This is a genomic window from Neptuniibacter sp. 1_MG-2023 (assembly GCF_030547185.1).
Lineage (GTDB): Bacteria > Pseudomonadota > Gammaproteobacteria > Pseudomonadales > Balneatricaceae > Neptuniibacter.
On the sequence record NZ_JAUOQR010000003.1, the window covers coordinates 259,836 to 274,467 of the forward strand.

Consider the following 14,632-nt stretch of genomic DNA (forward strand, 5'->3'; position numbering starts at 1 on the left):
TAAAAACTATTTTTTGGAACTTAGAGTATAGTTCTCTAGTGCCCTTTTTTGTCCAGTTTTTGTAAAGAATTTAGAGAGTGGCGATAATAGTAAATATTGATCGCTGGTGAGTTGGTTTGGAGCGCTCCTAATGAATAATGATAATCGTGTAATTATATTTGATACAACCTTACGTGACGGTGAGCAAAGTCCTGGTGCGTCCATGACTCGTGACGAGAAACTGCGTATTGCCATGCAGTTAGAGAAGATGCGAGTCGATGTGATTGAGGCTGGTTTTGCTATTGCCAGTCAAGGGGACTTTGAATCGGTTAAGGCGATTGCTGATACAGTAACTGGAAGTCGTATCTGTTCATTATCCCGTGCTTTAGATGCCGATATTGATCGTGCAGGCGAAGCGCTACAAAATGCGGCAATGGGGCGTATCCATACCTTTATTGCAACCTCGCCTATTCATATGAAGTACAAGCTTCAGATGCAGCCTGATCAAGTGGTAGAACAAGCGGTTAAAGCGGTTACTCGAGCACGTAATTTGATTGACGATGTTGAGTTCTCATTAGAAGATGCCAGCCGTTCTGAACTTGATTTTATGTGTCGAATCATCGAAAAAGTGATTGATGCGGGTGCTCGCACTATTAATATCCCAGATACTGTAGGTTATGCAGTTCCGGGTGAGTTTGCGAATACTATAGGACAGCTGATTCAACGTATCCCTAATGCGGATAAAGCGGTTTTTTCAGTGCACTGTCATAATGATTTAGGCTTGGCTGTGGCTAACTCTCTTGCTGCGGTGGGAGCCGGTGCGCGTCAGGTTGAATGTACGATTAATGGTTTAGGTGAGCGGGCAGGTAATGCTTCGCTTGAAGAGATCGTTATGGCGATTCGGACACGTAAAGATTCTTTGGGTGTTTCGACTAATATAGATACCACTCAGATTGTTCCAGCTTCTCGCTTAGTTTCTAGTGTTACTGGTTTTCCTGTGCAGCCAAATAAGGCAATTGTGGGGGCTAACGCGTTTGCCCATGAATCAGGTATTCATCAGGATGGTGTACTTAAGCACCGTGAAACTTATGAGATTATGACAGCTCAGGATGTGGGCTGGAATACTAACCGCATGGTGTTGGGTAAGCACTCTGGGCGTGCTGCATTCCGTAGTCGTTTAGAGGAGTTAGGTACATCGCTGTCCTCTGACCTTGAATTGAATAATGCCTTTTCGCGTTTTAAAGAGCTTGCCGATAAAAAGCATGAGATCTTTGATGAGGATCTGGTTGCTCTAGTGAGTGATACACGTGCAGCAGCAAGCAGCGAGCAATTCAAACTAAGCAGTTTGTCGGTGGTATCACAAACAGGTGAAACGCCAACAGCGACTATAGTGATACAAGTCGGTGATCAAGAGAAAACGGCAGAAGCTGAAGGGAGTGGTCCAGTGGATGCGACGTTTAAAGCGATCGAATCTATCGCTAACTCGGGTGCTAGTTTACAGATCTATTCGGTGAATGCCGTTACTGAAGGCACTGACTCTCAAGGTGAAGTAACTGTTCGTCTTGAAAAAGGTGGGCGTATCGTTAATGGTTTAGGCGCAGACACTGATATTATTATCGCTTCAGCTAAGGCTTATATCCATGCGCTGAACATGCTTGAAGCAAACGTTCAGAAAGCGCATCCCCAAGTATAACAAACAGTGAAGGTTTAGATCGTCAATATGGAGCAAGAGCAGCTTCGTCATCAATATTTAGAGGCCCTAGGGGTCTCTAGTTGGCTGCCTTGTGCTGTATTACCTAATGCTGCTGATTCGGCGGAGTGGGTATCTGATTTTAGATATCCAGCGCCAGATATTCCTTTTGAGTCTGATCGGGTCGCAAGTGCTCGTTCGGCTTTGGGGCAGCAGGGGGCGTCTAAAGGTAGTTCTTCACCTCAAACTCAAACCCGTGGTTCTACCGCTTCTGTGGCAACTGCTCAGCAAGGGATGTCACAAGCTAGAGCTGCTTTAGGACTAGCCGTTGCTGAGCCTGCTGAGAAAACAGCAGCGCCATCTCCTTCTGTTCAGACACCTTCGCTATCACCAGCTGTATCCGCACCTTCGTCACCTATTGTTGAGGTGGGAGTGAGTGAGGATGATGCCGCCGCAAGTGTACAGGTAGATACTGATCTTGAGCCACCACGATTTAAGTTAGCTTATTTCAGGGTTGGAGAGTTGTTAGTGATTGATAGTGTACCTCCTCAAGGAGGGCATTTTGGGGATAACTATCAAGCATTGGCCATCGCAATTGCGGCTGCTCTTGGTTTTAGGGGTGAGCAAGGATCCGCTTTTATGCTGCCTTGGCCTATGTTTGCAAGCAAAACCTTAGATCAAGGCTATAAACAGGCCGCTATTGCGGTACAGCATAAGTTGAGTAAGGAGTTACAGGCGCATCCTGTTAAAGCAGTTTTACTATTTGGTGAGATCGCTGTTCAAATGGTAATGGAGCGTCAAGAGCCACTTGAGCAGCTGAAAGGTATCTGTTTTGAGGTACGGGCGGGTATTAAAGCCATAGCGAGTCATAGTTTGACCGAAGCGATGCAGTTACCTGGCATTAAAAAACAGCTTTGGACCGATTTGCAGCCGTTATTAGCAAAGCTTCCATAACATGATGGCGATTATTCAACCGCTTACGGCCGCCAATTTATCGGCACTTATCCAATTGGAAAACGAGTGTTTTGTAGGGGGGTGGTCTCAAACTCAACTTGTCAGACAGCTGGAACATCCGCGTGGAATCTCTTTAGGGATATTTGCGCCAGATCTTGTCGGGTTTATTTTGCTGAGCACTTTGTTGGATGAGGCTGAGTTATTGCAGATCGCTGTTGATTCTCAACATCGCGGTGAAGGGTTAGGCCAGCAGCTGTTAGCCGCTTGTATGCCCTTACTTGAAGAGCAGCAAATAAAGCGTTTGATGTTGGAGGTTCGAGAGTCAAACCTTGCAGCGCGATCGTTGTATAATAGTTTTGGATTTATTGAAGACGGTCGGCGTAAAGGTTACTACGTTTCGTTAGAGTCTCCTACGGTTCGAGAAGATGCGCTCCTGCTTAGTTTAATGCTGTAACAATCTTAAGCACACTGATATGAAGATATATTATGAGTTTCACTAATGGATTAATAACGGCTCCTTGGTTGTTTCTAGGGGGAGTGGTTTATCTTTTTGCTTTAGGGTTTGCTTTACGCAATACCCCTTGGCGTGTCTTCTTAGATAATAAAACCTTACAGCACATGCTGGGTGGAGCAACCGTTTTATTGGTGGTTCTCTGGTCTATGCGGGCAGGAATTTCGCCGGGTTTAGGGATTCATTTTTTAGGCGTGACGATGATGACACTAGTTTTTGGTTGGGATCTAGCGATCTTATCAGGGACTGTGGCTTTGTTAAGTATGGGAATCATCGGTCGAGAAAGCTGGGATAGTTTGTTTTTAAGTGGCGTGTGTTCCATTCTTTGCCCTGTGGCTATTACCTGTTTCGTTCATAGGTTTGTGGATAAAAAGCTAAGTAAGAACTTTTTTGTCTTTCTTTTTCTTTGTGGCTTTTTCGGAGCCGGTTTATCTTCCGCTGGAGCAGGGTTGCTTGCGAGCTCGGTGTTAGTTTTAGATGGTGTGTACAGTCTGGAAAAGGTTTTCTTAGAGTATCTACGTTATTTGCCGCTTATTATGTTTCCTGAGGGGCTGATGAATGGGATTATTTTGACCGGGATGTTGGTTTTTCATCCTGATTGGGTGAGAGGCTTTGATGCTAAAGCTTATATTGATGATCAATAAGGTTCGCTTAGTGATTAACGTTTGACGGGACGTTTAGCTAATTTCCGTTGTAAGGTTCTACGGTGCATCCCTAACGCGCGTGCCGTGGCTGATATATTGCCTTCATGTTCGTTAAGTACTTTTTGAATATGTTCCCATTCCAAGCGATTAACTGACATAGGTTGTTCAGTAACTTCACGCTCAGCATCGGCTTCCACTTGATCTAAGGCGGCTAAGATTTGCTCAGCGTCAGCTGGCTTGGGTAAGTACTGTGTTGCTCCAAGTTTAATCGCTTCTACTGCGGTCGCTATGCTGGCGTAGCCGGTTAGCATTAGAATCCGCATCTCTGCATTTTTTTCTTTCAGGTGAGGGATAATACTTAAACCTGAACTACCCTCCATTTTTAGGTCGACAGTTGCTAAGTCCGGTATCCAATTCTCGATCAGCAGTGCTGTATCTTCCGCACTTCGTGCGACTTGAACATCAAACCCCCTGCGAGTCATGGCACGGGATAGAACCCGGGTAAATGTTGGATCGTCATCGACAATAAGGAAGCGCTTAGTCATGTTTTTTCCTTATTGGGAGAGTAACTTCTGTTAATGTCCCCCCTTCGGAATGGTTATATAAACGAACATCACCATCATAACGGGCTAGCGTTGTGGCGGTTAAGAATAGGCCAATGCCTAATCCTTTGCCTTTAGTGGTAATAAACGGCTTGCCTAAGTTATCACTTTGTTCAAGGCTAATACCGGGTCCCCAATCATGAATGCGGAAGTAGGTTTGTTGTTGATCCCAATCTAATTCTATTTGAAGATTTTTTGGGTTTGCATCCGCTGCATTATTGAGCAGATTCAGTAATGATTGTTTGAGTGATGTTGTGCAGCTGAGATAGGGTGCATCACCTAGTCCCATCACTGTATAGCTCTTGCTGACCTCAGGGCGCTGCACCATTAGTTGCTCTAAAGTGTCCTCAATAAGCTCAGTTGCTGGGATCCACTGTGTTGTCGAATGTTCATCTTTAACACTTTGAGTCATCTGCTTTAAGCGATCGGCACAGATCTCCGTTTGCTGGTAAAGCAATTGGAGGTCTTCTTGTAATTCGGGGTTTTGCTTATGTTCATATTCAAGTTCTTTTAGTAGCACTTGCATAGTGCTCAAGGGAGTGCCGAGTTCGTGTGCGGTGCCTGCAGCCATGGTTGCTAATGATAATAGCTGTTGATCCTGGATATGCTTTTCTCTTTCTTGTTCCAGCTTTTCCTGCTGGTGTTGCATGGATTGGCGCATTCTAACAATGAAGTAAGTAATCACTAACACTGTCAGTAAAAAGTTAATCCACATGCCTACAATATGTATATCAAAAAGCTCCATAACACGGTGCTGGTGGCTGTCACCTAGTTTGAAAATGGGTTCGTAGTAGAACAGTAAGGAGCTATAAATGACGACGATCATAAGAGCGATAAGCCACACATATCGTTTAGAGAGTGTCGCTGAGGCAATAATAAGCGGGACTAGTAATAAAAAGATAAAGGGGTTTGTTGCGCCCCCGGTATGAAATAGTAGAGCGCCATATAATGACATCTCGGCTATAAGCTGAGTAAAAAATTCAGGTTCAGTAACCGGCCAAGGTGAAAAAAGTCGTGCGTAGGTGATTAAGTTTAGGAGGGCTAAAGTTCCTAAGGTTGAGCTGATTTTCCAAACATTTAAATCTGCGTGTAAGCCATAAATAGCGAAGATAACAGCAAGACACTGACCAAACAGTGTGACTGAACGAATATAAGAAAGCTGTAATAGATTGTCGCGATGATTAGCCATAACGATATTATACCCCAGAGAGGGTTAAGTAAGGCGAGGCAAAATGTCGCAGTTAGGCGGTTTTTTATACCTAGGATAGGGGTAGAGTATTTTTCTACTTCTATAAATTTAGATTTAGGTATAGGTTGTGAAATAGAGAAGGGATTAGGGTTTTTGATTGGCGAAAAGGGGGAGATTGCCATTTTCCCTGTAGTGATAGACTTCCTTTATTTTTGGCTGGATATTATAATCAAATTATAATATCCAGCCAACGGAAACGAATATGGAATCTAAAACTGCTCGCTTTACTGTTCTGCTCGATCCAAGAAAGAAGAAAGCTTTTGAGCAATTATGTGCGTCGCAAGATTTAACCCCTTCCCAAGTTGTTCGTCAACTTATGCGAGGTTACCTTGAGCAGCATGGCGTTGATTATTTGAGTAAAGCTGAGGATGATAGCTAAACCTCAGACTAATCCTTTTTGCCATCTGGTTGGTTACTCGTATCTTCAAAGTATTGGCGGCTAGCGTCTAAAAAGTTGTTCATGATTAATCGGTCATCCTGCTTAATATCGTTCATTTTGAGCAGTTTGCTAATCGCCTGAGTAAAATCACTAAAGAAGTACTCTTCACCTACTAAACTGACAATTCCTGCTTTTTTGAGTTTGCGCTCTACGCGTTTGTTCGCGCCTGACATTAAAACAATGACATTACGTTTATGCAGTGCGCTAATGACCTCTTCTAATGTTTGTAATCCTGTAGCGTCAATAAAGGGAACCCATTTAAGACGAATGATCAAATATTGAGGGTCTGTATGGGTGTTCGCGAGTGATCGCTCAAGTGTTTCAACTGCACCAAAGAAGAAAGGCCCTTCTACAGAGTAAACAAGGACTGAGTCAGGAAGTTTTTGGGTGCCTAAGTGAGTCAGTTCTGCATGAATATCACTAGATTCAGAGACGGATACTTCCACGCTGGATGCCATTCGGCGTAAAAAATGCAATGTGGCAATAATAACGCCAATATTGACTGCAATAACAAGGTCTGCAAAAACGGTAAGGAAAAAGGTAACCAGTAAAATAACAACATCAGCGCGGGGAGCTTTTGTCATGATTTTTGTGAAGTGTCTGACTTCACTCATATTCCAAGCAACCACAAATAAAATAGCTGAGAGAACACAAAGAGGAATATCACTGGCCAGTGGCGCTAATAAAACCAAAATAATGACCAAAACAGCAGAGTGAACAATACCGGCAATAGGGCTGTTACCACCGTTACGGATATTGGTTGCTGTACGGGCAATAGCGCCTGTTGCTGCAAATCCACCAAATAAAGGGGTGAGTACGTTAGCTATGCCTTGGCCAACAAGTTCCTGATTTGAGTCGTGTCGTGTACCTGACATGCCATCGGCGACGACAGCTGAGAGTAAGGATTCAATTGCGCCAAGCATAGCTATAGTGAATGCCGGACCAATTAAGGAGATGACTTGCGGCCAAGTGAAAGAGGGGACTGAAAACTCAGGTAGTCCTTGTGGTATCCCGCCGAATGCACTTCCTATTGTACGTACATCTTCGAATTGAAATATTGCTTGGGTAAGGGTGATAACAATCAAAGCAACTAAAGGACCCGGAACTTTTTTTAATCCAGGTATATGTGCTGTGATAATAACCAAAAATAGGGATAAAATGGCTAAAGCGGTAGTGGCTAAATGGAAATCGGGTAGTAAGTTGAAGAGGCTTATGGCCTTCTCGTGAAAGTGTTGGCCGTCGACTTTAGCTAAGCCAAAAAAATCCTGCCATTGGCCTACCCAGATGATGACAGCGATGCCTGCGGTGAAACCCACAATAACAGGGTCGGGGATAAACTTTATAATGCTTCCCAACCGAGCAACGCCCAAAGCGATGAGAATAAAACCGGCCATTAACGTTGCTATTTGCAGCCCAGACACACCGTATTCGGCGGTGATTCCCGCCAAAATAACGATGAAAGCACCCGTGGGGCCTGCGATCTGCAATCGGCTCCCACCGAAAATAGAAACCGCCAAGCCCGCGATTATGGCTGTATAAATACCCTGTTCCGGCTTGACGCCTGAAGCGATCGCAAATGCCATTGCTAGAGGCAGTGCTACGACGCCAACAATGGTTCCAGCAACAATATTTCTTAACCAGTTTTTATGCGAAAATAGTCCCGCTTGAAAGGCATCTCTGATCGCGATCATATGCTGTATACACTCTAGTAAATCTATTATCATGTGATTATAATAAAATTGTAATGACAAAAGAAGTGATTATCCAAATTTCACCCTAAGAGAGGTCGTAATGAGTCTGCCTAATTGCCCAAAATGTGAGTCTGCCTACGTATATCAAGATCAAGAGATGCTGATCTGCCCTGAGTGTGCTTATGAATGGAATCCGAATGATAGCGGAGAAGAGGAAGCGGTAACCCTTAAGGATGCGAATGGTAATTTATTGGCGGAAGGGGACAAAGTTACTCTGATTAAAGATTTAAAAGTGAAGGGCTCATCTCAAGTACTTAAGATCGGCACAAAGGCTTCAATTAAACGTTTTGTCGATGGCGATCATGATATTGATTGTAAAGTAGATGGTGTTGGCGACATGATGTTGAAATCGAAATTTGTTAAAAAAGCATCGTAATGACTTATAAGAGTCGCGCTTAGGCGGCTTTTAGATTTTCTTTGCATATGATTTTGGAATGAGATTATTTAGCAAAGCGATCTTAGGGGAAAATGACTTAGCAGTGGCATTTTTCTGGATGAAGGCTAGCCAGTTTTATATTGGCTAGCCTTTTTATTAATTGGTGGGATATTCTAGTATTGGATGTTGTTTACCAACGGTTTTGATGTCTGATTTTTAGGTAAGCCTAGAGAAATAAGCGCTGTTAAAATAATAAAAGCGCTAGATATCCATAAGCATGCAGCCATTCCAAAATCTTGATAAATCCAGCCCGATAGCACTGTGCCTATCAGTCTACCCATCGCATTGGCCATATAATAAAAACCAACATCTAGTGATACACGGTCGCCACTGGCATAGCTGACAATTAAATAACTGTGTAAGGCAGAGTTGACGGCAAAGAGCGCCCCAAACGCAAGTAATCCGCTAATCAGAACGATCTGTACATTCCAGTCATAGGTTAAGGCAAGGGCGATAATAGCAGGTGTGATGCTTAGCGCTAATGCCCAAGCAATTGCATGCCTTCCATCAGGCATAAGGTCTTTGTTTTTTCCTGTGATTTTAGGGGCAAGGCTCTGAACTATGCCATAGCCGATGACCCAAAGCGCTAAAAAACCGCCCACATACCAATGATCCCAAGCAAAGGTGTTGGCAAGGAAAACAGGTAAGGCGACAACAAACCATATATCTCGTGCGCCAAAAAGAAACATGCGTGCTGCAGATAGGTAATTAACCGCTCTGCTTTTGGAAAATATAGCTGTGAACTTCGGTTTACTTTTGGCCTTTCCTAAATGCTGTTTAAGGCTGATTAGGCTCAATATCCATACGCCAGTTAATGCAATGGCCATAGTTAATATGGCACCCGCAAAGCCTAAAAGACTTAGCAATGTACCGCCCAGAAAAAAGCCTATACCTTTTAGAGCATTTTTCGAACCGGTTAAAATAGCTACCCATCTATATAACTGGCTTTCAGTGCTTTTTGAATCAGGAACCAATAATTTAATAGCGCTCTTTGCGCTCATTTTATTTAGATCTTTAGCTATACCTGACAGTGCTTGTGCTCCCATAACCCAAGGAACTGTCAACAAACTGGTTGGAACCAGTAGCATCGCGAGAGCGACTATCTGTATAAAGAGACCTATATTCATGGTCCTGTTTAGACCTAGCCTCGCGCCCAGCCATCCGCCAATTAAGTTGGTGATTACACCAAAAACCTCATAGAAGATGAATAGCATTGCGATTTCCAGCGGGCTATAGCCTAGCCCGTAAAAATACAAAATAACCAACATTCTTAAGGCGCCATCGGTCAGGGTAAATGCCCAATAATTACCCGTGACGATTATATATTGGCGAACTTGAGGAGATAGCTGCGCGAGTAATTGCATCTCAGTTACTCTTTGTCTGAGCGGCCAACGAGGCGAACGAGCTCAACCGTACGATTTGCATAGCCCCACTCATTGTCATACCAAGCATAAAGTTTAACTTGGGTACCATTGATAACCATAGTTGATAGCGCATCAATGATGCTAGAGCGAGGATCTGTTTTGTAATCAATTGATACTAAGGGGCGCTCTTCATAACCGAGAATTCCTTTTAACTCGCTCTCGGCCGCTTCTTTGAGTAATTGATTAACTTCTGTCTCAGTTGTGGATTTTCCGACTTCAAATACACAATCAGTTAAAGATGCATTAGCTAATGGAATACGTACCGCATGGCCATTAAGCTTACCTTTAAGTTCAGGGAATATATGAGTGATCGCTGTTGCAGAACCGGTAGTTGTCGGTATCAGGCTCATGCCGCAGGCCCTAGCACGACGTAGATCTTTATGAGGCGCATCTAAGATGGTTTGCGTATTCGTTATATCGTGAATGGTGGTCATGGAGCCGTGTACTATGCCAAGCTTTTCATGAATCACTTTAACAACGGGGGCTAAGCAGTTTGTTGTGCAGGAAGCAGCCGTCACAATTGAGTGTATAGTCTTGTCATATAAGTGCTGATTGACGCCCATAACCACATTGAGCACGCCTTCTTCCTTGACCGGTGCGGTGACAACAATGCGTTTTACACCTTGTTTTAAGTAATCCTGTAAAGCGGCTTTCGATTTCATTTTACCGCTAGCTTCAATGACTACATCACAGTTGGACCAGTCTGTATCAGCGATCGCTTTGTTTTGGGTGCAATGAATAGGTTTGTCGTTAATAACTATATCTGAACCTTCGGCGCGGGCCTCATGGTGCCAGCGGCCGTGCACAGAATCGAAGGTGATCAGGTGAGCGAGTGTTGCAGCATCACCCGCAGGATCATTAAATTGAACAAATTCTACATCATCCCAATCAAATGCAGCACGAAACGATAGCCGTCCCATACGTCCTAAGCCATTGATACCTACTTTAATCGTCATAAAAACCTCAAATCGAATAACGTCTATAAATTAATGCTAAATGTGTCGAAGTTAATGTGCTGCTTTCTTGTATTGATGCACTATGTTTAACGTCGCTGGTTCACCCTTCGCTTAACCATGCTTGGATTTGTTCTGTATGTGGTATCGAGCCGGAGTGAACGAGTTGCTCATCTACAACGACGGCAGGTGTGCTCATTACCCCGTAAGCCATGATAACTTGCGGATCTGTCTCTTTTGTTACATTCACAGAAACGCCTTGTTCAAGCGCAAGCTTGTTGATTAATTCAGCCGTTTTAGTACATTTTTTGCAGCCGCTACCTAGTACTTTTATCTGTTTCATAGATCACCTTATAAAAAAGAAGAGAATGCATTAAATAGCCATCCAACCACAGTGAATGACACGAGTAATAAGAAAAATACGGTGGCTAATAGTCGCCACTGCATGACCTGTTTAAGTAGAATGAATTCAGGGAAGCTTGCGGCAACAGTACTCATACAAAAGGCCAGTGTTGTTCCTATAGGTAAGCCATTAATAATTAAACTTTCCATTACAGGAATGACACCCGTTGCATTGGAATACAGCGGGATACCTAATAAAACCGCTGCGGGAACTGACCACCATTGACCATCTCCGAGGTATTGCTCTATCCAGCCGTCGGGAACAAAACCATGCAGCGCGGCACCCAACCCAACACCGATAATGACCCATTTCCAAACGCGGCCAAAAATCTCGAACGTTTCATCTTTCGCAAATTGATGGCGTTCTGAAAATGGCATAACTACTGGTGTACCTTCATTTTGAGGCTGGTCTTTTTGCTGTCCCTGGACAAGGGCTTTTGCAGCAAAGGACTGTAACCAGCGCTCCGCTTTAATGCTATCAAGGAAAAAACCACCGATTGTGCCTACGCAGATCCCTATGGCGACATAGAGCAGAGTGAACTTCCAACCGAGCAAACTCATCAGTAGTAAGATTGCTACTTCATTAATTAGTGGTGAAGTGAGAAGGAACGACATAGTGATGCCTAAGGGGATACCTGCTGAGGTAAAACCAAGAAATACAGGTATGCTTGAGCAGGAGCAAAAAGGTGTAATCGCGCCAAAACCTGATCCTAGTAGATAGCCTACACCACGGTTTTTTCCCGAAAGGTAATCTCTAACGCGTTCTATATTTAACGACGCGCGCAGGAGCGCAATAAAGTAAATCATGACGATGAGTAGCGCGTAGATCTTGGTTACATCTTCGATAAAAAAGTGTACGGCATCGCCCAATTTTGAATCAGGGGATAAGTTCAAGATTGAATAGGTTAACCAGTCAGCTAATTGTGTAAATATTGCAAACATTAGATCTCTCCAAACCAATGTCTAGTGCGGTTAGCGAACCAAACTAGACTAAGCATAACGGGAACTTCGACGAGCACGCCGACCACGGTTGCCAGTGCTGCGCCTGAGTGGAGGCCGAATAGTGAGATTGCGACAGCGACGGCTAATTCAAAAAAATTAGATGTGCTAATCATGCAGGCAGGTGCTGCAATGTTGTGAGGAAGCTTCATCTTTTTAGCCCATAAATAAGCAAGGGCAAAAATACCATAGGTTTGAATCAGCAAAGGGATCGCGATTAAAGCAATGACCTCCGGTTGAGATAGAATGATCTCTGCCTGAAAGCCAAATAATAATATAACCGTTGCTAGTAGCCCGATCATTGACCAAGGTTTTAGGCTTGCCAGCAAGGTATTCAGTTTGGAATGGTCGTTTTTGTTGTCAATGCTTCTGCGGGTCAATACTCCCGCAACAAGCGGAATGACAACATAGAGAACTACGGATAGAAGGAGAGTATTCCAAGGTACAGCTATATCTGTAACACCTAAAAGAAATCCTGCTATAGGAGCAAAAGCGAAAATCATAATCAGGTCATTAATGGAGACTTGTACTAATGTGTAATTGGGGTCACCTTTAGTTAGTTGGCTCCAAACAAAAACCATAGCGGTGCAGGGCGCAACGCCTAGCAGAATCATGCCTGCGATATATTCAGTTGCTGTTTGTGGATCTACCCAGCTGGCGAAGAGAACTTTAAAAAATAACCAACCAAGAAAGGCCATAGTAAAAGGTTTAATCAACCAATTTATGACTAAGGTGAGTATCAGCCCTTTAGGTCTTGTACCAATATCTTTAATTGACGAGAAATCAATTTGCACCATCATTGGATAAATCATAATCCAGATGAGTACCGCTACGATTAAATTTACATGCGCAAATTCTAAGGTAGCAATGAGTTCGAAGAGGTCAGGGAATATATTGCCTAAAACTACGCCAGCGATAATGCAAAAGCCTACCCAAACAGATAAGTAACGTTCAAAAATGCCCATCAGAATCCTCGTTCTTTAATGTTGCTTATTACAGACTAGCTTTATGCACAGCATTGGCGTGTGCGTTCAGGACGGTCGCCCATTTTATGAAGACGAATTTGATTTTCTTCAATAAATGCGGAGTTATTGTTTAGCGTTTCCGTTAAGACCTTTTTCGCCCAAGAAGGGAGTGCCTGATTAATGCTATAAAACACCCATTGCCCTTGGCGGCGATCAGTGAGTAAGTCGCAATTTCTCAACTGTGCCAAGTGTCTAGAGATCTTTGGCTGGCTTTCATCTAAGGCTTGCATAAGCTCGCACACACACAGCTCTTGCTCAGATTCAATTAATAGTAGGCAGCGAAGGCGTGTCTCGTCTGAAAGGCACTTATAAAACTGGGTAGGGGACATGGAAATTTTAAACTCCTATTATCATGCTGTGGTTATCGTATATGATATTCTATATATATGTAAATACATATATGTGAAAAAGTGTATATTTGGAGCAAGAAGGGTCGCCTGCGAGTGTAGGTTCATCTAACTGATCTCTTTTCACTAAAGAGGGTAGGCGACGATGCGACGTTTTATGGGGAAAGGCTTTAGACGATGTTAGATCCTTAGGTCAAGGAAAAGTGGCTGGTATCGGTAGCCACTTTTCTTGTACTTCGCCTGATGGTGCTCAGTTGCTAGAGTTTAGGGGAGATAAACCCTTCCGGTTTAATTGCGAGGACTGAGCACTTAAGCTGAGATAGAACGGTTTCTGCTGTATTTCCAATGAGTACGCCGGCAATGCCTGAGCGAGCAACGGTTCCCATGACAACTAAATCTATATCCATTTCTGTTGCTAGTTTTGGAATTTCCTCGCCTGCAATACCTCTGACAATATGGGAGTGGGGGGAGACGTATTTATAGGATTCGTCACCTAGTTGTTGCTTCATAGTACTTAAAAGTGAATCCATATTTTGTGTGCGCAAGCGGTGTTCAGATTCAAATAATTTTTGTTCTATTTTGTCGGGCTGTTCAGCCCATAAACTAATAAATCCTGCTTGCGGAACATCGTAAACATTCACTATATCGAGGGAGGTAAAATCTGATAAGGATAGAGAGCTGGCAAGGTCAACAATCATATTGTTAAGATTGTCGTTGCTCTCATTTTGGTTGTCAGTGTCAAAATCAACAGCAGCCATAATACGCTGATAGTTCTCCTTCTCTTCGTCTTTCTTCATTAGCCAGACTGGGCATGGGCACTGACGTAATAGATGCATATCATCACTGACGATTAAATGGTCAAGCCAGTTATATTCGTCAGCCTCTTTGATGACTAAGTCAAAGTTGTGAGATTGGACTGCACGTATGCTTTCGACATATTTCTTACCGGATTTTATGAGAACGTTGAGGTTAATCTCTTTCTCTAAGGATTCCGTGAGTTCTTGCAGGTTGGCGTCTTCTCGCTCTTTAATCATTTTTTGGAGTCGATTTTCATCAATACCAATGCCTTTTGCGTACATTGGTAAAGAGGTATTCGTTTGCATAGAGAGCAATGTTAAATTGGCTTGATTGTTTTTAGCTAAAGAGACTGCACGTGTTAATGAAGCCGATGGTTCATCGTTCTGATTGCTCATGACATACAAAATATTTTGAAATCTATTCATGCTG

General features: G+C 43.4%; 16 protein-coding genes. 6 read left to right on the top strand and 10 right to left on the bottom strand.

Translation table 11 applies throughout. The features are described 5' to 3' along the window. Positions 1-130 precede the first annotated feature (130 nt). Genes Q4492_RS05825 through Q4492_RS05840 form a run of 4 tightly spaced genes read left to right on the top strand, consistent with a single transcriptional unit; the run spans position 131 to position 3,778 of the window. On the top strand, positions 131-1,672 hold the full coding sequence (locus tag Q4492_RS05825) for a 2-isopropylmalate synthase (protein ID WP_303416320.1): 1,542 nt from the start codon (positions 131-133) through the stop codon (positions 1,670-1,672). A 27-nt stretch (positions 1,673-1,699) separates the two neighbouring features. Continuing rightward, positions 1,700-2,623 carry a hypothetical protein gene (locus Q4492_RS05830; protein ID WP_303416321.1) on the top strand — a complete coding sequence of 308 codons (924 nt, stop codon included), beginning with the start codon at positions 1,700-1,702 and terminating at the stop codon, positions 2,621-2,623. A gap of 1 nt (position 2,624) precedes the next feature. Further along, entirely contained in the window at positions 2,625-3,077 is a 453-nt protein-coding gene (gene rimI / locus Q4492_RS05835) for a ribosomal protein S18-alanine N-acetyltransferase (RefSeq protein WP_303416322.1), read from the top strand. Positions 3,078-3,109: 32 nt separating this feature from the next. Then, the gene (locus Q4492_RS05840; RefSeq protein ID WP_303416323.1) at positions 3,110-3,778 is read left to right on the top strand and encodes an energy-coupling factor ABC transporter permease; all 669 of its coding nucleotides are present in this window, start codon (positions 3,110-3,112) and stop codon (positions 3,776-3,778) included. Positions 3,779-3,792: 14 nt separating this feature from the next. On the opposite strand, the gene Q4492_RS05845 is transcribed toward Q4492_RS05840, so the two are convergent. Together Q4492_RS05845 and Q4492_RS05850 are read right to left on the bottom strand one after the other, a co-directional pair. After that, on the bottom strand, positions 3,793-4,323 hold the full coding sequence (locus Q4492_RS05845) for a response regulator transcription factor (protein WP_303416324.1): 531 nt from the start codon (positions 4,321-4,323) through the stop codon (positions 3,793-3,795). Next, positions 4,316-5,569: an ATP-binding protein gene (locus Q4492_RS05850; RefSeq protein WP_303416325.1), complete on the bottom strand. Its 1,254-nt coding sequence runs from the start codon at positions 5,567-5,569 to the stop codon at positions 4,316-4,318. The genes Q4492_RS05845 and Q4492_RS05850 overlap by 8 nt, the downstream gene beginning before the upstream one ends. Positions 5,570-5,831: 262 nt before the next feature. Here Q4492_RS05850 and Q4492_RS05855 point away from each other — a divergent pair, with 262 nt between their 5' ends. Further along, the gene (locus Q4492_RS05855) at positions 5,832-6,008 is read left to right on the top strand and encodes a CopG family transcriptional regulator (protein WP_067866145.1); all 177 of its coding nucleotides are present in this window, start codon (positions 5,832-5,834) and stop codon (positions 6,006-6,008) included. An 8-nt stretch (positions 6,009-6,016) separates the two neighbouring features. On the opposite strand, the gene Q4492_RS05860 is transcribed toward Q4492_RS05855, so the two are convergent. Continuing rightward, on the bottom strand, positions 6,017-7,759 hold the full coding sequence (locus tag Q4492_RS05860) for a SulP family inorganic anion transporter (RefSeq protein WP_303416326.1): 1,743 nt from the start codon (positions 7,757-7,759) through the stop codon (positions 6,017-6,019). 100 nt (positions 7,760-7,859) lie between these two features. On the opposite strand from Q4492_RS05860, the gene Q4492_RS05865 reads away from it, so the two are divergent. After that, complete coding sequence (locus tag Q4492_RS05865) at positions 7,860-8,195, top strand: zinc ribbon domain-containing protein YjdM (protein ID WP_303416327.1); 336 nt, start codon at positions 7,860-7,862, stop codon at positions 8,193-8,195. Between the two features lie 173 nt (positions 8,196-8,368). Here Q4492_RS05865 and arsJ read toward each other — a convergent pair whose 3' ends face one another. The 7 genes from arsJ to Q4492_RS05900 form a co-directional block, all read right to left on the bottom strand. Then, positions 8,369-9,619, bottom strand: coding sequence for an organoarsenical effux MFS transporter ArsJ (gene arsJ, locus Q4492_RS05870; RefSeq protein ID WP_303416328.1), 1,251 nt, complete (start codon positions 9,617-9,619; stop codon positions 8,369-8,371). 5 nt (positions 9,620-9,624) lie between these two features. After that, positions 9,625-10,635, bottom strand: coding sequence for an ArsJ-associated glyceraldehyde-3-phosphate dehydrogenase (locus tag Q4492_RS05875; protein ID WP_303416329.1), 1,011 nt, complete (start codon positions 10,633-10,635; stop codon positions 9,625-9,627). Positions 10,636-10,735: 100 nt separating this feature from the next. Beyond that, the gene (locus tag Q4492_RS05880; RefSeq protein ID WP_303416330.1) at positions 10,736-10,975 is read right to left on the bottom strand and encodes a thioredoxin family protein; all 240 of its coding nucleotides are present in this window, start codon (positions 10,973-10,975) and stop codon (positions 10,736-10,738) included. 8 nt (positions 10,976-10,983) lie between these two features. Continuing rightward, positions 10,984-11,976, bottom strand: coding sequence for a permease (locus tag Q4492_RS05885; RefSeq protein ID WP_303416331.1), 993 nt, complete (start codon positions 11,974-11,976; stop codon positions 10,984-10,986). After that, on the bottom strand, positions 11,976-12,998 hold the full coding sequence (gene arsB, locus Q4492_RS05890) for an ACR3 family arsenite efflux transporter (RefSeq protein WP_303416332.1): 1,023 nt from the start codon (positions 12,996-12,998) through the stop codon (positions 11,976-11,978). Before arsB ends, Q4492_RS05885 begins: the two co-directional genes overlap by 1 nt. Before the next feature lie 41 nt (positions 12,999-13,039). Further along, the gene (locus tag Q4492_RS05895) at positions 13,040-13,387 is read right to left on the bottom strand and encodes a metalloregulator ArsR/SmtB family transcription factor (protein ID WP_303416333.1); all 348 of its coding nucleotides are present in this window, start codon (positions 13,385-13,387) and stop codon (positions 13,040-13,042) included. Between the two features lie 275 nt (positions 13,388-13,662). After that, positions 13,663-14,628, bottom strand: a complete 966-nt coding sequence (locus tag Q4492_RS05900; RefSeq protein WP_303416334.1) for a universal stress protein — start codon at positions 14,626-14,628, stop codon at positions 13,663-13,665. Between the last annotated feature and the right edge of the window lie 4 nt (positions 14,629-14,632).